20 protein-coding genes and 1 other RNA gene are annotated in these 23,491 nt (G+C 50.1%); 13 read left to right on the plus strand and 8 right to left on the minus strand.

Features of this window, described 5'->3' with window-relative positions:
* Window positions 1-51 precede the first annotated feature (51 nt).
* Both rsmI and OGV77_RS05685 read left to right on the plus strand, forming a co-directional pair.
* Complete coding sequence (gene rsmI, locus OGV77_RS05680; RefSeq protein ID WP_043017766.1) at window positions 52-915, plus strand: 16S rRNA (cytidine(1402)-2'-O)-methyltransferase; 864 nt, start codon at window positions 52-54, stop codon at window positions 913-915.
* Between the two features lie 2 nt (window positions 916-917).
* Window positions 918-1,931, plus strand: coding sequence for a Fic family protein (locus OGV77_RS05685; protein ID WP_193145472.1), 1,014 nt, complete (start codon window positions 918-920; stop codon window positions 1,929-1,931).
* On the opposite strand, the gene OGV77_RS05690 is transcribed toward OGV77_RS05685, so the two are convergent.
* The 8 genes from OGV77_RS05690 to garD all read right to left on the minus strand — a co-directional run bounded on the left by OGV77_RS05690 (window position 1,928) and on the right by garD (window position 10,080).
* A complete protein-coding gene (locus OGV77_RS05690; protein ID WP_044714502.1) occupies window positions 1,928-2,701 on the minus strand; it encodes a DeoR/GlpR family DNA-binding transcription regulator in 774 nt (257 codons plus the stop codon). The two genes, OGV77_RS05685 and OGV77_RS05690, sit on opposite strands and share 4 nt — an antisense overlap.
* Before the next feature lie 111 nt (window positions 2,702-2,812).
* Window positions 2,813-3,856, minus strand: coding sequence for a galactitol-1-phosphate 5-dehydrogenase (gene gatD, locus OGV77_RS05695; RefSeq protein WP_087051135.1), 1,044 nt, complete (start codon window positions 3,854-3,856; stop codon window positions 2,813-2,815).
* Window positions 3,857-3,900: 44 nt separating this feature from the next.
* Window positions 3,901-5,274 (minus strand): galactitol-specific PTS transporter subunit IIC, encoded by a 1,374-nt coding sequence (locus OGV77_RS05700; protein ID WP_003828618.1) that lies wholly within the window; start codon window positions 5,272-5,274, stop codon window positions 3,901-3,903.
* Between the two features lie 4 nt (window positions 5,275-5,278).
* The gene (gene gatB / locus OGV77_RS05705) at window positions 5,279-5,563 is read right to left on the minus strand and encodes a PTS galactitol transporter subunit IIB (RefSeq protein ID WP_003828616.1); all 285 of its coding nucleotides are present in this window, start codon (window positions 5,561-5,563) and stop codon (window positions 5,279-5,281) included.
* A 29-nt stretch (window positions 5,564-5,592) separates the two neighbouring features.
* A complete protein-coding gene (gene gatA, locus OGV77_RS05710) occupies window positions 5,593-6,057 on the minus strand; it encodes a PTS galactitol transporter subunit IIA (protein ID WP_087051136.1) in 465 nt (154 codons plus the stop codon).
* 14 nt (window positions 6,058-6,071) lie between these two features.
* Window positions 6,072-7,343, minus strand: a complete 1,272-nt coding sequence (gatZ, locus tag OGV77_RS05715; RefSeq protein WP_087051137.1) for a tagatose-bisphosphate aldolase subunit GatZ — start codon at window positions 7,341-7,343, stop codon at window positions 6,072-6,074.
* Between the two features lie 132 nt (window positions 7,344-7,475).
* On the minus strand, window positions 7,476-8,330 hold the full coding sequence (locus OGV77_RS05720) for a tagatose bisphosphate family class II aldolase (RefSeq protein WP_087051138.1): 855 nt from the start codon (window positions 8,328-8,330) through the stop codon (window positions 7,476-7,478).
* A gap of 178 nt (window positions 8,331-8,508) precedes the next feature.
* The gene (garD, locus tag OGV77_RS05725) at window positions 8,509-10,080 is read right to left on the minus strand and encodes a galactarate dehydratase (RefSeq protein ID WP_080626055.1); all 1,572 of its coding nucleotides are present in this window, start codon (window positions 10,078-10,080) and stop codon (window positions 8,509-8,511) included.
* 403 nt (window positions 10,081-10,483) lie between these two features.
* On the opposite strand from garD, the gene garP reads away from it, so the two are divergent.
* The 11 genes from garP to OGV77_RS05780 all read left to right on the plus strand — a co-directional run bounded on the left by garP (window position 10,484) and on the right by OGV77_RS05780 (window position 23,459).
* A complete protein-coding gene (gene garP, locus OGV77_RS05730) occupies window positions 10,484-11,818 on the plus strand; it encodes a galactarate/glucarate/glycerate transporter GarP (RefSeq protein WP_003024898.1) in 1,335 nt (444 codons plus the stop codon).
* Between the two features lie 15 nt (window positions 11,819-11,833).
* Window positions 11,834-12,604 (plus strand): 2-dehydro-3-deoxyglucarate aldolase, encoded by a 771-nt coding sequence (gene garL / locus OGV77_RS05735; RefSeq protein WP_005131731.1) that lies wholly within the window; start codon window positions 11,834-11,836, stop codon window positions 12,602-12,604.
* 30 nt (window positions 12,605-12,634) lie between these two features.
* The gene (gene garR, locus OGV77_RS05740) at window positions 12,635-13,525 is read left to right on the plus strand and encodes a 2-hydroxy-3-oxopropionate reductase (RefSeq protein ID WP_043017754.1); all 891 of its coding nucleotides are present in this window, start codon (window positions 12,635-12,637) and stop codon (window positions 13,523-13,525) included.
* A 65-nt stretch (window positions 13,526-13,590) separates the two neighbouring features.
* Window positions 13,591-14,736 (plus strand): glycerate 2-kinase, encoded by a 1,146-nt coding sequence (gene garK / locus OGV77_RS05745; RefSeq protein ID WP_043018011.1) that lies wholly within the window; start codon window positions 13,591-13,593, stop codon window positions 14,734-14,736.
* A gap of 32 nt (window positions 14,737-14,768) precedes the next feature.
* An RNA gene (gene rnpB, locus OGV77_RS05750) (RNase P RNA component class A) lies at window positions 14,769-15,145 on the plus strand.
* Window positions 15,146-16,106: 961 nt separating this feature from the next.
* Window positions 16,107-17,045 carry a transcriptional regulator TdcA gene (tdcA, locus tag OGV77_RS05755; RefSeq protein WP_047408417.1) on the plus strand — a complete coding sequence of 313 codons (939 nt, stop codon included), beginning with the start codon at window positions 16,107-16,109 and terminating at the stop codon, window positions 17,043-17,045.
* 98 nt (window positions 17,046-17,143) lie between these two features.
* A complete protein-coding gene (gene tdcB, locus OGV77_RS05760; RefSeq protein ID WP_003828594.1) occupies window positions 17,144-18,133 on the plus strand; it encodes a bifunctional threonine ammonia-lyase/L-serine ammonia-lyase TdcB in 990 nt (329 codons plus the stop codon).
* Between the two features lie 22 nt (window positions 18,134-18,155).
* Window positions 18,156-19,487 (plus strand): threonine/serine transporter TdcC, encoded by a 1,332-nt coding sequence (gene tdcC / locus OGV77_RS05765; protein ID WP_043017752.1) that lies wholly within the window; start codon window positions 18,156-18,158, stop codon window positions 19,485-19,487.
* Between the two features lie 31 nt (window positions 19,488-19,518).
* Window positions 19,519-20,727, plus strand: a complete 1,209-nt coding sequence (gene tdcD, locus OGV77_RS05770) for a propionate kinase (protein ID WP_043017751.1) — start codon at window positions 19,519-19,521, stop codon at window positions 20,725-20,727.
* Window positions 20,728-20,755: 28 nt separating this feature from the next.
* Entirely contained in the window at window positions 20,756-23,050 is a 2,295-nt protein-coding gene (gene pflB / locus OGV77_RS05775; protein WP_043017750.1) for a formate C-acetyltransferase, read from the plus strand.
* A gap of 13 nt (window positions 23,051-23,063) precedes the next feature.
* A complete protein-coding gene (locus OGV77_RS05780; protein ID WP_003828585.1) occupies window positions 23,064-23,459 on the plus strand; it encodes an enamine/imine deaminase in 396 nt (131 codons plus the stop codon).
* Window positions 23,460-23,491 lie beyond the last annotated feature (32 nt).

Here is a 23,491-nt window from a genome sequence, read left to right on the forward strand (position 1 = left end):
GATATTTTTTTACTCAATGCTCAATATTAAATCGGCAATACGGACGACACAATGAAACAACACGAATCGGCGGATAATTCTCAAGGCCAACTCTTTATTGTACCTACTCCTATAGGAAATTTGGCTGATATTACCCAACGAGCACTCGAAGTTTTACAAGCCGTTGATTTGATTGCCGCTGAAGATACTCGTCATACAGGACTATTGTTACAACACTTCGCGATTAACGCGCGATTGTTCGCCCTGCATGACCACAACGAGCAGCAAAAGGCCGAAACGCTGGTGGCAAAGCTCAAAGAAGGGCAAAACATTGCGCTGGTTTCCGATGCCGGAACGCCGCTGATTAACGATCCCGGCTACCATCTGGTGCGCACCTGTCGCGAAGCGGGGATCCGCGTTGTTCCCCTACCAGGCCCTTGCGCGGCGATTGCTGCCCTGAGCGCTGCTGGTCTGCCTTCAGACCGCTTTTGCTATGAAGGTTTTCTGCCTGCCAAATCGAAAGGGCGTCGTGATGCGATGAAAGCCATTGAGGCTGAACCACGTACGCTTATTTTTTATGAATCTACCCACCGTTTGCTGGATAGCCTGGAGGACATGGTTGCCGTCTGGGGCGAATCCCGCTACGTGGTGTTGGCGCGTGAGTTGACCAAAACCTGGGAAACTATTCACGGCGCACCGGTTGGCGAACTGCTGGCGTGGGTCAGGGAAGATGAAAACCGTCGTAAAGGCGAAATGGTGCTGATCGTCGAAGGGCATAAAGCGCAAGAAGACGACCTTCCTGCCGATGCGCTCCGTACATTGGCCCTATTGCAGGCAGAACTGCCGCTTAAAAAGGCCGCCGCGCTGGCCGCTGAAATCCATGGCGTGAAGAAGAATGCATTGTACAAGCACGCGCTGGAACAGCAGGGGGAGTAAGAGTGAGCACCTACCAACCACCTTTCGTCGTCACTCCATTGATCCTCAATCAAGTCATTGAAATTGGTGAATTGATGGGGCATTGGGCAGCGATGGCTGGTAGGGCATCTCCTCTTTTGCGTAAAGAGAATCGTATTCGCACGATTCAGGCCTCTTTAGCGATTGAGCATAATTCGTTGACGACGGAACAAGTCACCGCGCTGATGGAAGGAAAACGTATTCTGGCGCCTGCTAAAGACATACAGGAAGTGAGAAATGCGATTCTGGCCTATGAAAAGATGTCGGAATGGAAAAGTGGAAAATTATCCGATCTTTTACAGGCACATCGGGTCCTTATGCTCGGTCTGGTCGATAATCCAGGCCAGCTACGTGCCGGAAATGTTGGTGTTTACAGGGAAAAACAGCTGATTCATATGGCTCCTCCGGCCTCACAAGTTTTACGTTTGATGAATGATCTACTGGGCTGGTTAAAAACGACAGAACTCCACCCACTGATTGCTGGTGCTGTTTTCCATTATGAGTTTGAATTTATTCATCCTTTTGCTGACGGTAATGGACGGATGGGACGTCTATGGCAGACATTAATCCTCCGTGAGTGGCGATCAGAATTGGCGTGGTTACCGGTAGAGACACTGATCCACTACCAACAGGACCGCTATTACCAGGTATTAGGGCAGTGCGATCGACAAAGTAGCTGCACGCCATTTATAGAGTTTATCCTGGAAAATATCATCTCTGCTTTGCAAGAGGGATTGGGAAAATCATCAACTCTGTCGGAAGAAATGTCGGAAGAAATGTCGGAAGAAATGTCGGAAGAAATGTCGGCTGATTTACTGGATATAGAAAAACGCATTCTACAAATCTTGTCGCATCAGCCGGGCAGATCCGCCAAAAGTATCGCTGATGAGTGTGAAATCTCAGCCCGAACCGTAGAGCGCTATTTGAAAGCGTTGCAGCTAAAAGGCAAACTGCAACGCGTTGGCGCGACAAAAGGGGGGATGTGGCGGGTTGTTTAAACGACCAGCAGTTCGACGCCTGTCTTAACCAGCGCAGATTTATCTTGTTTGCTGATGCTGTCGTCGGTTATTACGCAGTTAATCTTCTCCATTGGAAGTACCTGATTAAAGCCACGTCGGTTAAATTTTGTCGCATCCAGTACGGCAATGACCTTATGTGCAGCAGCAGCCATCACGCTACTAATCGAATAACCTTCGTTGAATGTCGTAATACCATTAGTGGCATCAATCCCGTCAGCGCCCACGAACATCAGGTCAGCGCTTATTCCTTGCAGGGAACGTTCAGCGATAGTGCCATGCATTGAATGAGTTTTGTGGCGCACCGTGCCTCCGCAGACGACCAGCGTAATGTCTTTGTTTTCCGATAATGTAAACGCAGCGGGCAGGCTATTGGTAATAACGGTGATGTTACTTTTTCGGTTTAGCGCCTCGGCGATCAGTAGGGTCGTGCTTCCGCTATCCAGAATCACGGTCATTCCTTCCTCGACCATTGCTGTAGCAGCCTGAGCGATCCGCTTTTTAGGATCGCTGGCAAGCTGATACCGATCTTCTAATAATACTTCCTGATTGTCACCTTCAGCCAGATGGCTTCCAGGTTTTGCCGCACCGCCATGAAAACGGGTGACCAGACCCTTCTCTTCTAATAACCGCAGGTCGGCGCGAATGGTTACTTCAGAAATACCAAAGGTATTCGAAAGGTCCATTACCAGTACGCTACCTTGCGTATTAATCAGGTCGACAATTTTATTCCTTCTCTCAAATGAGTTCATATTGATTTGCCTGATAATTTGACTGTCACTAGTTTAATCGAAGGATTGCGAAAGGTGAACGCTAAATTTCGAAAGTAAATGTGAGCCAGCGCAGGTTGCTGGCTCGTGAGGTCAGGAGAGTTTAAGTAGAATTTTCCCCTGCATCGGCGCGCCATTAAGTGATTTGACCGCGCTGGCAAAGCTCTCGGTATCACCGCTGTGGGCAATTAACGGTTCAAGCTGCAAGCGCTTTTCCGTGAGTAAACGGGCCGCGGTTTCCCACTCTTCTCCAGGCCACGGGCTGGAATAATTCATCCAACTGCCAAGAATGGTTAATTCTTTACGCAATATTTGCCCAAAAATACCTGAAGCCAACGCCAGATCGTGATGCAACGTACCGACTAACGCCAGTTGAGCACGAGGTCCGGCAATTTCGATCGACAGAGTCACAGTTTGCGGGGTTCCTGCAGTCTCCAGGACGAGTTGATCAAATTGAATGTTCTCCAGACCAGCGTGGATCTCAGTCGCACTCATCTCCCTACTGTTAAACACATAGGTTGCCCCCAGTTCTTTTGCTAACGCCAGCTTTTGTGGGTTGATATCAATCGCCGTGATACTTTTTGCGCCGAGTTCGCGAGCACATTGCATTGCCAGTAAACCGATGGTACCTGCTCCAACGATGATCACGTTTTTGCCTTCACACCCCTGAGCGAGATGAAAAGCATGCAGGCCAACGGTAATGGGCTCAATGAATGCGCCATCATCAATCGGCATTTCTGAAGGTAATCGGAACAGGTTGGCGCGTTTTACGACCACATATTCTGCGTTTCCACCTTCGCTGCGCGAGCCGACAAACTGATATTGCTTACATAATGAGAAGAATCCTCGCTCGCACTGAGGGCAGTGGAAGCAGGGGAGTAATGGAACGCAGGCAACAGCATCGCCGGGTTGTAAGTCGGTAACTGCTGCACCGTAGGACTCAACATAGCCGCTGAACTCATGCCCCAGCGTTATCGGATAATAGTGAGCGCCATGATTAAATATACGGGGAATATCCGAGCCACAAAGCCCTGAACTAACCACCTTGACCAGTACATCGTCATCAGCCTGTAGTTGCGGAATGGGACGTTCTTCAACGCGTACGTCGCCCTCAGCGTGAATCACCACTGATTTCATAAATGTCTCCATAAATGTGAAGGGGAGCAAATGCTCCCCAGAAATTAAGATGCGGTCTGGCTTTCCGTTATGGCTGCTGCTTTTTCAGCCGCCACAAAATTACGTGCCCGACGCCATGTCAGTAGTACACCCAACAGGTAAATCGCAGCGATAATGATGAAGCCCACTACGTTCTGCCAGGTGAAGAGTTGAATCAGCAGCCAGGTGATTGGGGAACCTCCCTGATCCATCGATGCAACCATACCACCTGCTTTCAGTGCGCCTGCATTGGCGGCAAGCTGGGTATGTAGACCAATAGTTTGCGTGGCTATCCATAGAGTGATACCCATGATGATGACGCCGGAGATCAGCGTACGGAACAAGTTCCCCTGATGAACGGCTACCGCCATGGCAACAAAGAAACCAATGGTCGCGAGATCGCCGAATGGCAGTACCTGATTACCTGGTACCAGGACGGCAATCAGAATAGTCAGCGGAATAAAGATCAGGCTGGCGGAAACCACCGACGTATGGCCGAGCAGTAGCGCAGGGTCCAGACCGATTAGGAACTCCTGTCCGCCAAATTTTGCCTGCAGGCGTTTACGGGCATGTTTAGCGATAGGAGTTAGGCCATCCATAATCGGTTTAATGACACGCGGCATGAGCAACATAACGGCAGCCGTTTTCACCGCCAGTTGCAGCACAGCTTTAACGTCATACCCAGCTAGCATGCCGATAACTAATCCCATCACAAAGCCAACGGTTACAGGTTCACCGAAGGGGCCAAAACGTTTTTGTACATCATCTGCACTAAAATGAATGCGGTTCAGTCCCGGGATTTTTTCAATGATCGTATCTACCAGGACTGCTATAGGGCCCAGGTACGCCGAGGAACCGTGAGGAATGGCAATGCCTTCCAGACCAAAAAAGTCACGCGTGTCTTTGGCAAACCAGTCGCCTAGTTTGTAGACGAAGGCTGCATGAACTACCACGCCGAGAATACCCAGCCAGTATGAACCGGTCGCCAGATGCAACATGGCACCGGTAAACGTCATATGCCAGATATTCCAGATATCGACGTTTACTACGCGAGTCATGCGGGTAACCAGCATCAGGATATTGACCCCAATAGCGACAGGAATTGCAATTAATGCAATTTGTGAAGCCCAGGTCATTGGTGATGAACCCGGCCAGCCGACATCAATGACATGCAGGTTGATTTGAAACTGTTCCGCCATCGCTTTTGCGGCAGGGCCGATAGAGTCAAGCATCAGGCCAATGACCAGGCCGATCCCGACAAAGCCAATACCAATATGCAGGCCGGATTTAAAACAATCCCCGAGCTTCATTCCCAATAATTTTGAGAAGATGATGATCACTAACGGCAGCATAACCGTTGGACCTAAGTCGAGGATATAACGCATTATTTCGCTAAACATGGCGTTACCCCACGAGGATAGTCAGTATTTTTTGCTGCAACGCTTCGATACCCACGCCTGAGACAAAAGGCATGCCGTGAACGACCGGGATATCGCCAAACGTACGGTCAACGCGGGCTGTGGTACAAATAAGATCCGCGCCATCCATATAGGTTTCGATTTCTGTTACCCGGCACTGAACCAGGTCGAGTTGGATATTGTTGGCTTCACAGAGTTCTTTAATTTCTTCAGCTGCCATTGTTGAAGTTGCTACAGCACCGCCACAAGCCACAATTACTTTACGTTTCATAGGGTATTCCTTTTATTATCAGTATCTTTTCAAGCCTGTGCGCAGGGCTCAGTCTCAAGGATTTTTTCCCGAAACAGCATTGCCAGTTCTGCATCGGGCGCATTCAACAATGCTTCAATGGTGTTCGGGTTTTGTAGCTCACTAAACAGACGACGCAGGAGCTTCAGTTGCGCCGTTGGGTTCTCAACAATCAGGGCAATAATTAAAGAGACGGCTATCTCTTCGTCATCATCCGCTTGTTGAAAGTTGACCGGTGTATCCGGGCGAATCAGATAGATTGCAGGCGATTTCGCATGAATAGCTTCACAATGCGGAATCGCGACGGCATGACGTTCCAGCGCTATTCCGGTTGGAAAAGTTGCTTCACGCTCAATCAGGGCCTGCGGATAGCTTTCATACACGACCCCTTTGGCCAGCATCTCCTCTCCAATATGTGTCAGCGCATGCTGACACGAGCTAAAATCAATACCTGTTCGAACAAAAAGTTGGCTCATATATTCTCCAGATTTCAGGCACTTGCTGGTGCGCAACCAAAGCGATAGGCGCGCAGAACGTCCTGGATTTTGTCGATAATCAGATTATGTGGTGTGGCGGTTAACGTCCCTTCAGTCAGGCGTTCAAATTGCACGGGCATAAACTGGCTAATGAGTCCCAGTGGTAAAGCAACGTCATTAAGGTTGGTGATTAATTTCTCTACACTTTGACGAATGCGAGGATGCGGCCAGTAGTAACGAATACGGTCGGAGAGGCTGAAGTGAATATCGACCATCGCCTGGCTCCAGGTTGGACGATAGTATTTTTTCCAGTAGTCCGGTTCATTCAGCATAACTTCGTCAATTACTTCCATAACCCGGCTCCGCTGCTCTGGAGAAACCAGTTCATTTTCCATTTGCGCTAGCGCAAAAATGGCTTCACGCAGCGCGAAGGTCAGCGCTGGACCCACTTTTAAAATTGCATAGTGATCGCGTACCAGGGCGCGGTATGCCTGGCGGGTTTGATAATCTGTAGAATGCGCTTCATAAACCATTGGAGTTTCTTTAATCCAGGCTGAAAGCGCTTCTGCAGCCTGTGGCTGATAATGAATGATCTGAGTGTGATCGAATTCGACGCCGGGTTGGACAACAATAGCGATCACGCGAGTTAGCGCTTCTTCAAGTCCTAATGCTCTAAAGGCAATTTGATGGGTTTCCAGTGTACGGGCGGCATCTTCTTCGCGTGTGACATGAACAGTGCCAATGGTACTGGCTTCGCCACCGGGAACAGGAACCTCAGTACCAATCACATAAGTCAGTTGGTGTTTCTGTTCTTCGGTTGCCGTAGCTTCTGCGGCCTGGCAAAGTACGGCAGCTCGCTGAGCAACAACCATCGGATCCAGCGGCGTGGGATCGTCAGCACAGGACATTGAAGCATCGAGGTGGATTTTGCTGAACCCTGCGGCAACGTAGGCTTTAATTAAGGCTACGGATTTCTCCATCGCTTCCGCCGCAGGTTCATTTTGCCAGCAGTTAGGACCGAGGTGATCGCCACCCAGGATCAGTCTTTCACGAGGGAAACCAATCTCTTGTGCGATGCCATAGACAAAATCACGGAAATCGGCGGGTTTCATTCCGGTATAACCACCAAACTGATTAACCTGATTAGACGTCGCTTCGATCAGAACTTTACTATCCGTGTCGAGATCAAAACGTAATGCGGATTCAATGACCAGCGGATGTGCTGAACAAACCGAACAAATACCTAAATGCTCACCTGCTTTATGACGAGAGATTATTTCTTTCACTTCTATCTCCGATATCTTTTGTTTATCTTCATAATATTTTTGGATTGAAGGCAAAGGGTAAAAGCGACTTTCGTGATCCAGCTTTAAAACAGACCTTTGTCAGAATCCGTACAAATCAAATAAATCAATAGGTTACAATTTTCCTTCACAGCCGCAATCGGCAATGACTTTACGCACCACCTCTTTCATGGCGGCTTTTGCTGGCATCATGTAATGCCGTGGGTCATTTGCATTGGTATGTGTACTCAGATAAGTTTTGAGTGCGCCAGAAAAGGCGATTTTGAGTTCGGTCGCGACGTTCACTTTGCAGACCCCTAAAGAGATAGCGCACTTAATATCATGTGTTGGCAGGCCGGATGCGCCATGTAAAACAAGTGGAATATCAACGCGCTGACGAATTTCTGCTAGTCGTTCAAAATCAAGTTTAGGTTCAGCACTATACAAACCATGGGCTGTGCCGATCGCGACAGCCAGTGAGTCGATACCGGTTTTTTCCACAAACTCCCGAGCCTGTTCTGGGTGGGTATAAAGCGCATCTTTTCCGTCCACGATCAGGTCATCTTCTTGTCCACCCAGTCGTCCCAGCTCAGCTTCAACGCTTACGTCATAGCGGTGGCAGTAGTCAGTTACGTGCTTAACTAATTCAATGTTGTCGGCAAACGGCAGATGTGAACCATCGATCATGACAGAGCGAATACCTGTAGCGACTTTCGCTTTAATATCGGTGGCACTTTCGTGGTGATCGAGATGGATGGCGAGAGGATGGTTCCAGCTTCTTGCCAGTTCACTGGCGATAGCAACGATGTTACCGACCCCGGCATAACTAAAAGTGCCTGGTGTGCCGGCGACGATCAACGGAGAGCGTAGTTCGGCTGCTGTTTCCACGACAACCTGTAGGGTCTCCAGGTTGTGGATGTTAAAAGCCGGTACGGCATAGCCTTCTTGCTGCGCCTTCTTCAGCATCATTTTGCTTGAGATGATAAACATACTTCCTCCGAAGTCTTTCGATTTCTTTCTTCGAAATAAAGTATAGGGTTTCGTAATGTATTTTTGTGATTTTGATCTGATAAATGAAAGTTTCGAAAGAAAAGGGAGGGTTGCGAAAGTTATAGCGAAAAAAAAGGCATGTCAGAAGACATGCCCTTGAAGAAAATATTGCGGACAATCAGGTCACTGGCGCTGGGTTAAACACCGCCAGTTGGTTGTGCAGCCCCCACTGATCTGAGAAGGTTTTCTTACGTCCGCTGGCGACGTCGAGAATAAACTCGAACAGTTTCAGACCCACGTCTTCAATGGTTTCTTCTCCGGTGGCGATGGTGCCTGCGTTGATGTCCATCAGGTCAAACCAACGGTTGGCCAGCTCAGTACGCGTCGCCATTTTTATCACCGGCACGGCCATCAGGCCGTACGGCGTACCGCGACCGGTGGTGAACACCTGTACGGTGATTCCGGAAGCGACCTGCTGCGTACCGCATACAAAATCACTGGCGGGGGTTGCGGCGTAAATCAGACCACGTTTGGTTGGACGCTGACCCGGCGACAATACTTCGACAATGGCGCTCTTGCCGGACTTGGCAATAGAGCCCAGCGCTTTTTCCACCACATTTGCCAGACCGCCTTTCTTATTGCCCGGAGAAGGGTTGGCGCTGCGATCCGTTTTGCCCATATCCAGGTAGTTATCGTACCAGGCCATCTCTTCGAGCAGGCGTTTACCTACTTCTTCGTTAATCGCCCTTGGGGTCAGAAGGTGGATGGCATCGCGCACTTCGGTAACTTCAGAGAACATCACAGTCGCGCCGCAGCGTACTAACAGGTCGGAGGCATAACCCACCGCCGGGTTGGCCGTCACGCCAGAAAATGCATCGCTGCCGCCGCACTGCATGCCGACCACCAGTTCTGATGCCGGGCAGGTTTCACGCTGTCGCTGATTGAGTTTTGCCAGATGGCGTTCGGCCACCTGCAAAATATCGGCAACCATCGATTGAAAGCCAATGTGCTTTTCATCCTGCAGGCTGACGACGCTGGCGCTGTCGACCGGAATACTTTTCACATCGTGCGTACCTTCGAGCAGGCGCTCTGGCTGTAGTTTTTCACAACCGAGGCCGATGACCATCACTTCACCGCCAAAATTCGGGTTAAGCGCAATATTGTGAATGGTGCGAATCGGCACAATGGCGGCTGGGGCATTGATCGCCACGCCGCAGCCGTACAAGTGATTGAGCCCCACCACGCCATCAACGTTCGGGTATTTGGGCAACAGATCGCGCTCAATGATTTTCACCACATAATCCACCACACCCGCCACGCAGTGCACACTGGTCGAGATGCCGAGCAGATTCTTGGTGCCTACGCTACCGTCCGCATTGCGGTAACCTTCGAAGGTATAGCCCTCCAGAGGCGGCAGCGGCTCTGGCACTTTAGTTGCCAGCGGCAGCGTCTCCAGCGGTGGAGCTTTGGGCAGTTCAACCATTGATTCATCAATCCAGCTGCCACGTGGGATATCGCGAACGGCATAGCCTATCACTTCGCCATAACGCACAATTTCGCCGTGAACAGGAATATCCAGTAGCGCCACTTTATGGCCCTGGGGAATATGTTCAATGAGTTCCAGTCCGTCCGGAAAACGCGTCCCGGCTTTCAGACCATTGTCATTGACAATTATCGCCACATTATCTGTTTCGTGAACTTTAATATAAAACGCCGTTGGCGATTCTTGTCTGATTTCGATGTCGGCCATTGTCCAGTATTCTCCAACAAGGTGGTGATAATAGTGTGAATATTTATATTTTGAATCTAATTGTAAGTAATAAAGATTCGATATCGTGAAATAAGAATGTCAGGAGTTTAATGCCAAGAATGTGACGATGATCACTTAAACTCAGCAAGGCCGGGCTACCAGGGGCAGCAATACGTAAATGTGTGCATTAGCGCCCATGCGTGTGGGCATATGCCCAAAACATTAATTTAATAACGCGTTATAAATGAGCGCTTGCACAATGATTAACGTTACGCTGCTGATTATACTGAATCACGGTTTTATAGCGTCTGATAAATTATTATGCGTTCTAATTATCAGTAATTTATCACCAGGAATATCTACTCAATAATAATAAAAATTTAATGTACCCGAGGTAATTAGAATGATTCTGGATACAGTTGTCGAGAAAAAGAAAGGTACGCACACCCGTTATTTAATATTGCTGATAATATTTATCGTTACCGCCGTTAACTATGCGGACCGTGCGACGCTATCTATTGCCGGCACGGAAGTAGCGAAAGAGTTGCAGCTCAGCGCCATCTCTATGGGTTACATTTTCTCCGCCTTCGGCTGGGCTTACCTGTTGATGCAAATCCCCGGTGGCTGGCTGTTGGATAAATTCGGCTCGAAGAAAGTCTACACATACAGTCTGTTCTTCTGGTCACTGTTCACCTTCCTGCAAGGCTTTGTGGACATGTTCCCGCTGGCCTGGGCGGGTATTTCAATGTTCATCATGCGCTTTATGCTGGGCTTCTCGGAAGCGCCGTCCTTTCCGGCAAATGCTCGTATCGTGGCGGCCTGGTTCCCGACGAAAGAGCGCGGTACGGCATCCGCAATTTTTAATTCCGCGCAGTATTTTTCCCTGGCGCTGTTTTCTCCGCTGCTCGGCTGGCTGACCTTCGCCTGGGGCTGGGAGCACGTGTTTACCGTAATGGGCGTGATTGGTTTTGTGCTCACCGGGCTGTGGGTAAAGTTTATTCATAACCCAACCGATCATCCGCGTATGTCGCAAGAAGAACTAAAGTTTATCTCGGAAAACGGCGCGGTCGTGGATATGGACCACAAAAAGCCGGGCGATGTGAAGTCAGGTGGTCCTAAACTGCATTATATCAAGCAGTTGCTCACTAACCGTATGATGCTTGGCGTGTTCTTCGGCCAGTATTTTATCAACACAATTACCTGGTTTTTCCTCACCTGGTTCCCGATTTACCTGGTACAGGAAAAAGGCATGTCGATCCTCAAAGTTGGCCTGGTAGCTTCGATTCCGGCGCTGTGCGGATTCGCCGGTGGTGTGCTCGGCGGCGTGTTCTCTGATTATCTGATTAAACGTGGCTTCAGTATCACACTGGCGCGTAAGCTGCCGATTGTGCTCGGCATGCTGCTCGCGTCGACCATTATTCTGTGTAACTACACCGATAACACCACCCTGGTGGTCGCACTGATGGCGCTGGCGTTCTTCGGCAAAGGCTTCGGGGCGCTGGGATGGCCGGTGATTTCCGATACCGCGCCGAAAGAGATTGTCGGTCTGTGCGGTGGGGTATTTAACGTATTTGGTAACGTGGCTTCCATCGTCACTCCGCTGGTGATTGGGTATCTGGTGAGCGAGCTGCACTCATTTAATGCTGCGCTGATGTTTGTAGGGTGTTCGGCGCTGATGGCAATGGTTTGCTACCTGTTTATTGTCGGTGACATTAAACGTATGGAATTGCAGAAATAAACAAAGGTATAGGCGATGAATAACACGATTTTCCCGAATAAGTTTAAAGCGGCCCTCGCGGCGCAACAGATTCAGATTGGCTGCTGGTCTGCATTAGCCAGCCCAATCAGCACTGAAGTTTTAGGCCTGGCGGGGTTTGACTGGCTGGTGCTGGACGGCGAACACGCGCCGAACGATATCTCGACGTTTATCCCGCAATTGATGGCGCTGAAAGGCAGCGCCAGCGCACCGGTAGTGCGCGTACCGACCAACGAGCCGGTAATCATCAAGCGCCTGCTGGATATCGGGTTTTACAACTTCCTGATCCCGTTCGTTGAGACGGAAGAAGAGGCGGTAAACGCCGTGGCATCGACCCGCTATCCGCCGGAAGGTATTCGCGGCGTGTCCGTATCCCATCGCGCCAATATGTTTGGCACCGTACCGGACTACTTTGCGCAATCGAATAAGAACATCACGATCATCGTGCAGATCGAAAGTCAGCAGGGCGTTGATAACGTTGACGCAATCGCGGCGACAGAAGGCGTTGACGGTGTCTTCGTCGGCCCAAGCGATCTGGCTGCGGCGCTAGGCCACCTTGGCAATGCGTCACATCCTGATGTGCAGAAAGCTATCCAGCACATTTTTGCCCGCGCGAAAGCACATGGCAAACCAAGCGGCATTCTGGCCCCGGTAGAGGCGGATGCACGTCGTTATCTGGAGTGGGGCGCGACGTTTGTTGCCGTTGGCAGCGACCTTGGCGTGTTCCGTTCAGCCACGCAGAAACTGGCTGATTCTTTTAAGAAATAACCACCATCGACAGTAGAGAGAGATAAAGACATGACAATGAAAGTTGGTTTTATTGGCCTCGGTATCATGGGTAAACCAATGAGTAAAAACCTCCTCAAGGCAGGTTACTCGCTGGTGGTTGCTGACCGTAACCCGGAATCCATTGCACAAGTGATTGCCGCAGGCGCTGAAACTGCCGCCACGGCGAAAGAAATTGCCGAGCAGTGCGACGTGATCATCACCATGCTGCCGAACTCTCCGCATGTGAAAGAAGTGGCGCTGGGTGAAGGCGGCATTATTGAAGGGGCGAAGCCGGGCACAGTGCTTATCGACATGAGCTCCATCGCGCCGTTAGCCAGCCGTGAAATTAGCGATGCGCTGAAAGCGAAAGGCGTGGATATGCTGGATGCGCCGGTCAGCGGCGGCGAGCCAAAAGCGATTGACGGCACGTTGTCGGTGATGGTTGGTGGTGATAAAGCGATCTTCGACAAGTACTACGATCTGCTGAAAGCGATGGCAGGCTCCGTGGTGCATACCGGTGAAATTGGCGCGGGTAACGTCACCAAGCTGGCGAATCAGGTCATTGTGGCGCTGAACATTGCCGCGATGTCTGAAGCGCTGACGTTGGCGACCAAAGCGGGTGTGAACCCGGATCTGGTGTATCAGGCGATCCGTGGCGGGCTGGCGGGAAGCACCGTGCTCGACGCGAAAGCACCGATGGTGATGGACCGCAACTTTAAACCAGGCTTCCGTATTGACCTGCATATCAAAGATCTGGCGAATGCGCTGGATACCTCTCATGGCGTTGGCGCCCAGTTGCCGCTGACTGCTGCAGTTATGGAGATGATGCAGGCGCTCCGCGCAGATGGATTGGGGACAGCCGATCACAGCGCACTCGCATGCTACTACGAAAAACTGGCGAAAGTGGAAGTCACTCGCTAACAAGAAGGGCGCGGATGCGCGCCCTGTATTTCTTGCCTTGCGCGGCACAGTCAGGCTACATAACTATGAAAATCGTAATTGCCCCAGACTCTTATAAAGAAAGCCTTTCTGCCACCGAGGTAGCTCAGGCGATAGAAAAAGGATTTCGGGAAATTTTCCCCGATGCGCAATATGTTTCTGTTCCGGTTGCCGATGGCGGTGAAGGAACGGTCGAAGCTATGATTGCCGCGACGCAAGGGAGTGAACATTCAGCGTGGGTGACGGGGCCGCTGGGCGAAAAAGTGAATGCCTGCTGGGGCATGTCCGGGGACGGTAAAACCGCGTTTATCGAAATGGCGGCAGCCAGTGGTCTGGCGTTGGTTCCTCCTGAAAAGCGCAACCCTTTAGTCACTACGTCGCGTGGCACCGGGGAGTTGATTTTGCAGGCGTTGGATAGCGGTGCGCAGAGCATCATTATAGGCATTGGCGGCAGTGCGACTAACGACGGTGGCGCGGGTATGGTGCAGGCGCTGGGGGCGAAACTTTGCGATGCCAACGGGACAGAGATTGGCTACGGTGGCGGAAGCCTGATGAGTCTGAATACTATCGATATCTCGGGTCTGGATCCGCGCTTAAAAACCTGTTCCATTCGCGTGGCCTGCGATGTGACTAATCCACTCATTGGCGATTCTGGCGCTTCGCGCATTTTTGGACCGCAGAAAGGGGCGACGGAAGAACGCATTCTCGAACTGGACCGTAATCTGTCTCACTATGCTGACATTATTAAAAAGTCTCTGCGAGTTGATGTGAAAGACGTGCCCGGCTCCGGTGCTGCTGGCGGAATGGGCGCAGCGTTAATGGCTTTTTTAGGCGCGGAGCTGCGCAGCGGTATCGAGATTGTGACCCAGGCGCTCAATCTGGAAGAGCATATTCACGACTGTACGCTGGTGGTGACCGGCGAAGGGCGGATCGACAGCCAGAGCATTCACGGCAAAGTACCGGTGGGTGTGGCGAACGTCGCGAAGAAGTACCACAAGCCAGTCATTGGTATTGGCGGCAGCCTGACGCGCGATGTAGAGGTGGTGCATCAATATGGTATCGATGCGGTGTTTAGCGTATTGACCAGCATCGGCACGCTGGAAGAGGCCTTCCGTGGGGCATTTGATAATATTTATCGCGCTTCAAGAAACATCGCCGCCACGTTGGCGATAGGAATACGCAGTGCGGGGTGACATTGCTCCGCAAACCCTCTATACTGCGCGCCGAAGCTGACCAGACAGTCGCCGCTTCGTCGTCGTCCTCTTCGGGGGAGACGGGCGGAGGGGAGGAAAGTCCGGGCTCCATAGGGCAGGGTGCCAGGTAACGCCTGGGGGGGAAACCCACGACCAGTGCAACAGAGAGCAAACCGCCGATGGCCCACGTAAGTGGGATCAGGTAAGGGTGAAAGGGTGCGGTAAGAGCGCACCGCGCGGCTGGTAACAGTCCGTGGCACGGTAAACTCCACCCGGAGCAAGGCCAAATAGGGGTTCACAAGGTACGGCCCGTACTGAACCCGGGTAGGCTGCTTGAGCCAGTGAGCGATTGCTGGCCTAGATGAATGACTGTCCACGACAGAACCCGGCTTATCGGTCAGCTTCACTCTTTATAAAACCCCGCTTCGGCGGGGTTTTTGCTTTCTGGGCAGGTTGGATGAATGACTGTCCACGACGCTATGCTCAAAAGAACGCGGCTTATCGATCAGCTTCACTCTTTATAAGACCCCGCTTCGGCGGGGTTTTTGCTTTCTGGGCAGGTTGGATGTGACTGTCCACGACGCTATGCTCAAAAGAACGCGGCTTATCGATCAGCTTCACTCTTTATAAGACCCCGCTTCGGCGGGTTTTTGCTTTCTGGGCTGTTGTTACGCTGGGTTTACCACAGTTATGGCGTTTATTTCCCTTTATCTAACCTTTATTTGACCTTTATTTACGCGCTGAACTTCATTTATCTGAGGGAATGTCTGGTGGGATATTTCATTTTTTGTGATGACTAGCACAAAACGCTGAGCGATACGTTTTTATCGAGAATAATCGAACGCAATCGATCGCCATCACAAAATTACTTGCTAATAAATTGCACAAAATAACTGTTAATGCAATGTTGCATGTGATAATGGTTTGTTTGTTTAGGTTTAAATATTAATAAATGCAATGTTTCTTTACAAACAAATAAGGCCAAAAAACGTGATGCATAACGTTATTTAATCACTATAAACAATAAAATCAAATTATTTTTGATAAATTGCTTATTAAATTTAAGCACCGTTTTGCCTGATAATTACTCTGTAATTGATTGAAATATAGCCTTTCATGGGTTTAAGAAATAGCAGGGAAAATGATGTCGTTATAGCCATAAAAAATCGTTATCCCCCCATCTTTTTTTGATTAAAGTCAGGATAAAGTGAGATCAATATTTCATATCTATATGATTATTAAGTGATTTCAATTTTCATAATAGTCTTACAAAATGTAAGTCAAGGGGATTTGTGAGTGGTAGCACATATCCTTGTTCGCTTAATTTGGTACACTTCCTGCCGTCAACAAAGTAATTAGCGTAGGTCGATATGAATACTATTACACTCCCTAAAACACAGCACTTAGTGGTCTTTCAGGAAGTCATTAGAAGTGGTTCTATCGGCTCAGCTGCAAAAGAATTAGGTTTAACTCAACCGGCTGTCAGCAAAATCATTAATGATGTAGAAGCTTATTTCGGTATTGAGTTAGTTGTACGTAAAAATACTGGTGTGACATTAACTCAGGCAGGTCAGGTGATGCTCTCATGGTCTGAATCTATTACCCGTGAAATGAAAAACATGGTTGATGAGATGAACAGCATGACGAGCAACGCGGTCGTTGATGTGTCGTTTGGCTTTCCTTCACTGATTGCCTTCACCATCATGTCCGGCATGATTAAAAAATTCAAAGAAGTGTTTCCGAAAGCGCAGGTTTCTATGTATGAAGCTCAGCTCTCCTCCTTCTTACCGGCGATTCGTGACGGACGTCTGGACTTCGCTATCGGTACGCTGAGTGATGAGATGAAACTGCACGATCTGCACGTTGAGCCGCTCTTTGAGTCAGACTTTATCCTGGTCGCCAGCAAGTCCCGAACATGCACCGGCATCACCTCGCTGAGCGCGTTGAAAAACGAACAGTGGGTGTTGCCACAAACGAATATGGGTTACTACAGCGAACTTCTTACCACGTTACAGAATAATGGCATCAGCAGTGAAAACATCGTTAATACAGACTCCGTCGTTACGATTTATAATCTTGTTCTCAGTGCTGATTTCTTAACAGTAATTCCCTGCGATATGACCACACCGTTTGGCTCAAACCAGTTTATTACTATCCCGGTAGAAGAAACCTTACCCGTCGCGCGTTATGCCGCCGTATGGTCGAAAAATTATCGAATTAAAAAAGCAGCATCTATTTTGGTGGAATTAGCCAAAGAATATTCATCATATAATTGTCGGAGACGAAGGCAATTAATTGAAATTGATTAAAGATTGAATTTGTTTTAACACGAAATCAACGCCATCTGTCTATATCTGACAATGGTCACGGCTATCTATTTACTTTAATACCCTAGTAAGAGGTTCTAATGCACATTACATACGATCTCCCAGTTGCAATTGAAGATATCCTCGAAGCGAAAAAAAGACTGGCGGGGAAAATTTATAAAACGGGAATGCCTCGCTCTAACTATTTTAGTGAACGTTGCAAAGGGGAAATTTTCCTCAAGTTTGAAAACATGCAGCGTACCGGTTCATTTAAAATCCGTGGCGCGTTTAACAAGCTCAGTTCATTAACCGAAGCTGAAAGATGTAAGGGTGTGGTGGCTTGCTCTGCAGGTAACCATGCGCAAGGCGTTTCTCTCTCCTGCGCTATGCTCGGAATCGACGGCAAAGTGGTGATGCCGAAAGGCGCGCCGAAGTCTAAAGTTGCTGCAACCTGTGATTATTCCGCAGAAGTTGTGCTGCACGGCGACAACTTCAACGACACCATCGCTAAGGTTAGCGAGATTGTGGAAACGGAAGGCCGTATCTTTATTCCGCCATATGATGATCCGAAAGTCATCGCTGGTCAGGGGACTATTGGTCTGGAAATTCTGGAAGATCTGTATGATGTCGATAACGTGATTGTGCCAATTGGCGGTGGCGGACTGATTGCTGGTATTGCGGTGGCAATTAAGTCTATTAACCCGACCATTAAAATTATTGGCGTGCAGTCTGAAAACGTTCACGGCATGGCGGCTTCTTTCCACGCTGGAGAAATAACCACGCACCGAACGACCGGCACCCTGGCGGATGGTTGTGACGTTTCCCGCCCGGGTACTTTAACGTATGAAATTGTTCGTGAGTTGGTGGATGACATTGTCCTGGTCAGCGAAGATGAAATTCGCAACAGCATGGTGGCATTAATTCAGCGAAATAAAGTTGTGACTGAAGGTGCCGGCGCGCTGGCATGCGCAGCATTATTAAGCGGGAAATTAGATAGCTATATCCAGAACAGAAAAACAGTCAGCATTATTTCTGGCGGTAATATCGACCTTTCTCGTGTATCTCAAATTACTGGTTTAGTTGACGCTTAATATACTTCGTTGAGGATAGGATATGAGTACTACTGATAGCATTGTATCCAGCCAGACAAAACAGTCGTCCTGGCGCAAATCGGACACCACCTGGACACTGGGTTTATTTGGTACAGCCATCGGCGCAGGGGTGCTGTTCTTCCCTATCCGCGCAGGTTTTGGCGGACTGATCCCCATTCTGATCATGCTGGTGCTGGCATACCCCATTGCCTTCTATTGCCACCGTGCGCTGGCACGCCTGTGTCTTTCCGGTTCTAATCCTTCCGGTAACATCACAGAAACGGTTGAAGAGCACTTTGGTAAAACGGGCGGCGTGGTTATCACGTTCCTCTACTTCTTTGCAATTTGTCCGCTGCTGTGGATTTATGGCGTCACCATTACCAACACCTTTATGACCTTCTGGGAAAACCAGTTGCAGATGCCCGCGTTAAACCGTGGCTTCGTGGCACTGTTCCTGCTGCTGCTGATGGCATTCGTCATCTGGTTCGGTAAAGATCTGATGGTTAAAGTGATGAGCTTCCTGGTATGGCCGTTTATTGCCAGCCTGGTGCTTATTTCTCTGTCTCTGATTCCTTACTGGAACTCTGCGGTTATCGATCAGGTTGATCTCAGCAATATCGCACTGACTGGCCATGACGGCATCTTGGTTACCGTGTGGCTGGGTATTTCCATCATGGTGTTCTCTTTCAACTTCTCACCTATCGTTTCTTCCTTCGTGGTGTCTAAACGCGAAGAGTATGAGAAAGATTTTGGTCGCGAGTTCACCGAGCAGAAATGTTCCAAAATCATCTCCCGCGCCAGTATGTTGATGGTTGCCGTGGTTATGTTCTTCGCCTTTAGCTGCCTGTTCACGCTGTCTCCGGCAAACATGGCGGATGCGAAAGCGCAAAACATTCCGGTACTTTCTTACCTGGCGAACCACTTCGCTTCACTGTCCGGTACGAAGTCCACCTTCGCGACCGTTCTGGAATACGGTGCTTCAATCATCGCACTGGTTGCTATCTTCAAATCTTTCTTCGGCCACTATCTGGGCACGCTGGAAGGACTGAACGGTCTGGTGCTGAAGTTTGGTTACAAAGGCGATAAAACAAAAGTTTCTGCCGGCAAACTTAATACCATCAGCATGATCTTCATCATGGGCTCCACCTGGGTTGTGGCTTACGCCAACCCGAACATCCTGGACCTGATTGAAGCAATGGGCGCGCCGATTATTGCCTCTCTGCTCTGCCTGCTGCCGATGTATGCCATCCGTAAAGCGCCATCACTGGCGAAATACCGTGGCCGTCTGGATAACGTGTTTGTTACCGCGATTGGTCTGCTGACCATCCTGAACATCGTCTACAAACTGTTTTAATCCTTAAGCTCAGGATGAGCGGAGTAGTGAAATGAATGAGTTTCCGGTAGTACTGGTTATTAACTGTGGTTCATCCTCCATTAAATTCTCAGTGCTGGATGCAGCAAACTGTGACGTTTTAATGGCGGGAATTGCAGACGGTATTAACTCTGAAAATGCGTTCATAGCAATTAATGGAGGAGAGCCAGCTAAGCTGGCTCACCACAGCTACGAAGACGCATTAAAAGCAATTGCCGTTGAACTGGAGAAACGTAATTTAATGGACAGCGTGGCCTTAATTGGCCACCGCATTGCCCACGGCGGAAATATCTTTACCGAATCAGCAATTATTACTGAGGAAGTTATCGACAATATTCGCCGGGTATCGCCTTTAGCGCCGTTACATAATTATGCGAACCTCAGTGGGATCGAGTCCGCTCAGCACCTTTTCCCAGGCGTGCAGCAGGTCGCGGTATTTGATACCAGCTTCCACCAGACGATGGCTCCTGAGGCCTATCTGTACGGTTTACCGTGGAAATATTTTGAGGAGTTGGGCGTTCGTCGTTACGGTTTCCACGGCACGTCGCACCGCTATGTTTCTCAGCGAGCGCATGAGCTTCTCGAGCTGCAACATGATGACTCAGGTCTGGTTGTGGCGCACCTGGGGAACGGCGCGTCAATCTGTGCGGTACGTAACGGACAGAGCGTTGATACCTCAATGGGCATGACGCCGCTGGAAGGGCTGATGATGGGCACACGCAGCGGCGACGTCGATTTCGGCGCGATGGCGTGGATTGCCAGCGAAACCAACCAGACGCTGAGCGACCTTGAACGTGTAGTGAATAAAGAGTCCGGTTTACTGGGTATTTCCGGTTTGTCCTCTGACTTACGTACGTTAGAAAAAGCCTGGCACGAGGGACATGAGCGTGCGCAGTTGGCGATTAAAACGTTTGTGCATCGTATTGCACGTCATATCGCTGGACATGCCGCATCACTGCATCGTCTTGATGGGATTATTTTCACCGGTGGAATAGGTGAGAACTCGGTATTAATTCGTCGTCTGGTTATTGAACACCTCGCCGTTTTAGGTGTGAATATCGATAGCGAGATGAATAGCCTGCCAAATTCCCATGGCGAAAGAATTATCTCTAATAAAGATGCTCGTGTTATTTGTGCGGTAATTCCCACAAATGAAGAGAAAATGATTGCGCGTGATGCCATTGCGTTAGGCAAAATTAATACACCAGTAGAATTTGCATAATTAATTTTCAGCAGAGAGATTATTTTTCATGAAGGTAAATATCGATACCAGCGATATGCTGTATGCCGAAGCCTGGAATGGCTTTAAAGGTACGGACTGGAAAGAAGAAATTAATGTCCGTGATTTTATTCAGCACAACTATACGCCTTATGAAGGGGATGAATCTTTCCTCGCCGAAGCTACGCCTGCGACCACTGCGTTGTGGGAAAAAGTCATGGCGGGCATCCGTATTGAAAACTCGACGCACGCGCCGGTTGATTTCGATACCAATATTGCCACCACGATAACCGCTCATGATGCGGGTTATATTGAACAAGAACTGGAAAAAATCGTCGGTTTGCAAACGGATAAGCCGCTCAAGCGTGCTCTGCATCCGTTTGGCGGCATCAACATGATCAAAAGCTCTTTTGATGCTTATGGTCGTGAGATGGATGCTGATTTTGAATACCAGTTTACTGAACTGCGTAAAACCCATAACCAGGGCGTATTCGACGCCTACTCTCCGGATATGCTGCGCTGCCGTAAATCCGGCGTGCTGACCGGCCTGCCGGATGGTTACGGTCGTGGTCGTATCATCGGTGATTATCGCCGCGTCGCGCTGTACGGTATCCGCTACCTGGTGCGCGAGCGTGAACTGCAGTTTGCCGATCTCCAGTCTAACCTGGAGTGGGGCCAGAATCTTGAAGCCACGATTCGTCTGCGCGAAGAACTGTCTGAGCACCGCCGCGCTCTGCTGCAAATGCAGGAAATGGCGGCGAAATACGGCTGCGATATCTCCCGTCCGGCGCGTAATGCGCAGGAAGCGGTGCAGTGGGTGTACTTTGCTTACCTGGCTGCGGTGAAATCGCAGAACGGCGGCGCTATGTCGCTGGGCCGTACCGCATCGTTCCTCGACATCTACATTGAGCGCGATTTCAAAGCGGGTATCTTAAACGAGCAGCAGGCGCAGGAACTGATCGACCACTTCATTATGAAGATCCGTATGGTGCGCTTCCTGCGTACGCCGGAATTCGACACGTTGTTCTCAGGCGACCCTATCTGGGCGACCGAAGTTATCGGCGGCATGGGGCTGGATGGCCGCACGCTGGTGACGAAAAACTCGTTCCGTTACCTGCATACGCTGCACACCATGGGCCCGGCGCCTGAGCCGAACCTGACTGTACTGTGGTCTGAGCAGCTACCGATTGCCTTCAAAAAGTACGCCGCCCAGGTGTCTATCATCACCTCGTCTTTACAGTATGAAAACGACGATTTGATGCGCGCCGACTTTGACAGCGATGACTATGCCATTGCCTGCTGCGTCAGCCCGATGGTTATCGGCAAACAAATGCAGTTCTTCGGTGCGCGTGCAAACCTCGCCAAAACGTTGCTGTACGCAATCAACGGCGGCGTGGATGAGAAACTGAAAATCCAGGTCGGCCCGAAAACGGCGCCGCTGATGGATGACGTGCTGGACTACGACACGGTGATGGAGAGCCTGGACCACTTTATGGACTGGCTGGCCGTGCAGTACATCAGCGCGCTGAACATCATCCACTACATGCACGACAAGTACAGCTACGAAGCTTCGCTGATGGCGCTGCACGATCGCGATGTCTATCGCACGATGGCCTGCGGTATGGCGGGTCTGTCCGTGGCGGCGGATTCTCTGTCGGCTATCAAATATGCTCGCGTGAAACCGATTCGCGATGAAAATGGTCTGGCCGTTGATTTCGAAATCGAAGGCGACTATCCGCAATACGGCAACAACGACGAGCGCGTAGACAGTATTGCCTGCGACCTGGTTGAACGCTTTATGAAGAAAATTAAGGTGTTGCCAACCTACCGTAACGCGGTGCCAACGCAGTCTATTCTGACCATCACCTCCAACGTGGTGTACGGACAGAAAACCGGTAACACGCCGGACGGACGTCGCGCTGGTACGCCGTTTGCGCCAGGGGCTAACCCGATGCACGGCCGCGATCGTAAAGGTGCGGTGGCGTCGTTAACGTCGGTCGCCAAACTGCCGTTCACCTATGCCAAAGATGGTATCTCGTACACCTTCTCCATTGTGCCGGCTGCACTGGGCAAAGAGGATGGGGTGCGTAAAACCAACCTGGTCGGTCTGCTGGACGGTTACTTCCACCATGAAGCGCATGTGGAAGGCGGGCAGCATCTGAACGTTAACGTTATGAACCGTGAAATGTTGATGGATGCCATTGAGCACCCGGAAAACTATCCGAACCTGACGATCCGCGTGTCTGGCTATGCGGTGCGCTTCAACGCGCTGACCCGCGAACAGCAGCAGGATGTTATTTCACGTACTTTCACCCAGGCGCTCTGACGCCGGAGGGACTATGAGAAAAGTTATTGCAACCGAATGTGCGCCAGGGGCCATCGGGCCTTACGTACAGGGTGTGGATCTGGGCAGTATGGTGTTGACGTCAGGTCAAATCCCGGTATGTCCACAGACCGGTGAAGTGGCAGAAAACGTGGCCGATCAGGCGCGTCAAAGCCTGGAAAACGTGAAAGCGATCGTCGAGTCCGCAGGTTTGAAAGTGAGCGATATCGTGAAGACGACCGTTTTCGTATCCGACCTGAACGATTTCGCCACCATTAACCAGGTGTACCAGCAGTTCTTTGATGAGCATAAGGCAATTTACCCTACGCGCAGCTGCGTACAGGTCGCCCGCTTACCCAAGGATGTGAAGCTCGAGATTGAAGCCATCGCCGTACGTGGCGACACGCTGTAATCCCTTGCGGGGCGATCGCAGGATCGCCCCGA

This window comes from Citrobacter sp. Ce129, assembly GCF_030334545.1.
GTDB lineage: Bacteria > Pseudomonadota > Gammaproteobacteria > Enterobacterales > Enterobacteriaceae > Citrobacter > Citrobacter europaeus.

What these genes read in the sequence shown, in the direction of transcription:
- rsmI (WP_043017766.1), top strand. Translation starts at nt 52, where the DNA reads ATGAAACAACACGAATCGGCGGATAATTCTCAAGGCCAACTCTTTATT.
- OGV77_RS05690 (WP_044714502.1), bottom strand. Translation starts at nt 2,701, where the DNA reads ATGAACTCATTTGAGAGAAGGAATAAAATTGTCGACCTGATTAATACG.
- gatD (WP_087051135.1), bottom strand. Translation starts at nt 3,856, where the DNA reads ATGAAATCAGTGGTGATTCACGCTGAGGGCGACGTACGCGTTGAAGAA.
- OGV77_RS05700 (WP_003828618.1), bottom strand. Translation starts at nt 5,274, where the DNA reads ATGTTTAGCGAAATAATGCGTTATATCCTCGACTTAGGTCCAACGGTT.
- gatB (WP_003828616.1), bottom strand. Translation starts at nt 5,563, where the DNA reads ATGAAACGTAAAGTAATTGTGGCTTGTGGCGGTGCTGTAGCAACTTCA.
- gatA (WP_087051136.1), bottom strand. Translation starts at nt 6,057, where the DNA reads ATGAGCCAACTTTTTGTTCGAACAGGTATTGATTTTAGCTCGTGTCAG.
- OGV77_RS05720 (WP_087051138.1), bottom strand. Translation starts at nt 8,330, where the DNA reads ATGTTTATCATCTCAAGCAAAATGATGCTGAAGAAGGCGCAGCAAGAA.
- garD (WP_080626055.1), bottom strand. Translation starts at nt 10,080, where the DNA reads ATGGCCGACATCGAAATCAGACAAGAATCGCCAACGGCGTTTTATATT.
- garP (WP_003024898.1), top strand. Translation starts at nt 10,484, where the DNA reads ATGATTCTGGATACAGTTGTCGAGAAAAAGAAAGGTACGCACACCCGT.
- garL (WP_005131731.1), top strand. Translation starts at nt 11,834, where the DNA reads ATGAATAACACGATTTTCCCGAATAAGTTTAAAGCGGCCCTCGCGGCG.
- garR (WP_043017754.1), top strand. Translation starts at nt 12,635, where the DNA reads ATGACAATGAAAGTTGGTTTTATTGGCCTCGGTATCATGGGTAAACCA.
- garK (WP_043018011.1), top strand. Translation starts at nt 13,591, where the DNA reads ATGAAAATCGTAATTGCCCCAGACTCTTATAAAGAAAGCCTTTCTGCC.
- tdcA (WP_047408417.1), top strand. Translation starts at nt 16,107, where the DNA reads ATGAATACTATTACACTCCCTAAAACACAGCACTTAGTGGTCTTTCAG.
- tdcB (WP_003828594.1), top strand. Translation starts at nt 17,144, where the DNA reads ATGCACATTACATACGATCTCCCAGTTGCAATTGAAGATATCCTCGAA.
- tdcC (WP_043017752.1), top strand. Translation starts at nt 18,156, where the DNA reads ATGAGTACTACTGATAGCATTGTATCCAGCCAGACAAAACAGTCGTCC.
- tdcD (WP_043017751.1), top strand. Translation starts at nt 19,519, where the DNA reads ATGAATGAGTTTCCGGTAGTACTGGTTATTAACTGTGGTTCATCCTCC.
- pflB (WP_043017750.1), top strand. Translation starts at nt 20,756, where the DNA reads ATGAAGGTAAATATCGATACCAGCGATATGCTGTATGCCGAAGCCTGG.
- OGV77_RS05780 (WP_003828585.1), top strand. Translation starts at nt 23,064, where the DNA reads ATGAGAAAAGTTATTGCAACCGAATGTGCGCCAGGGGCCATCGGGCCT.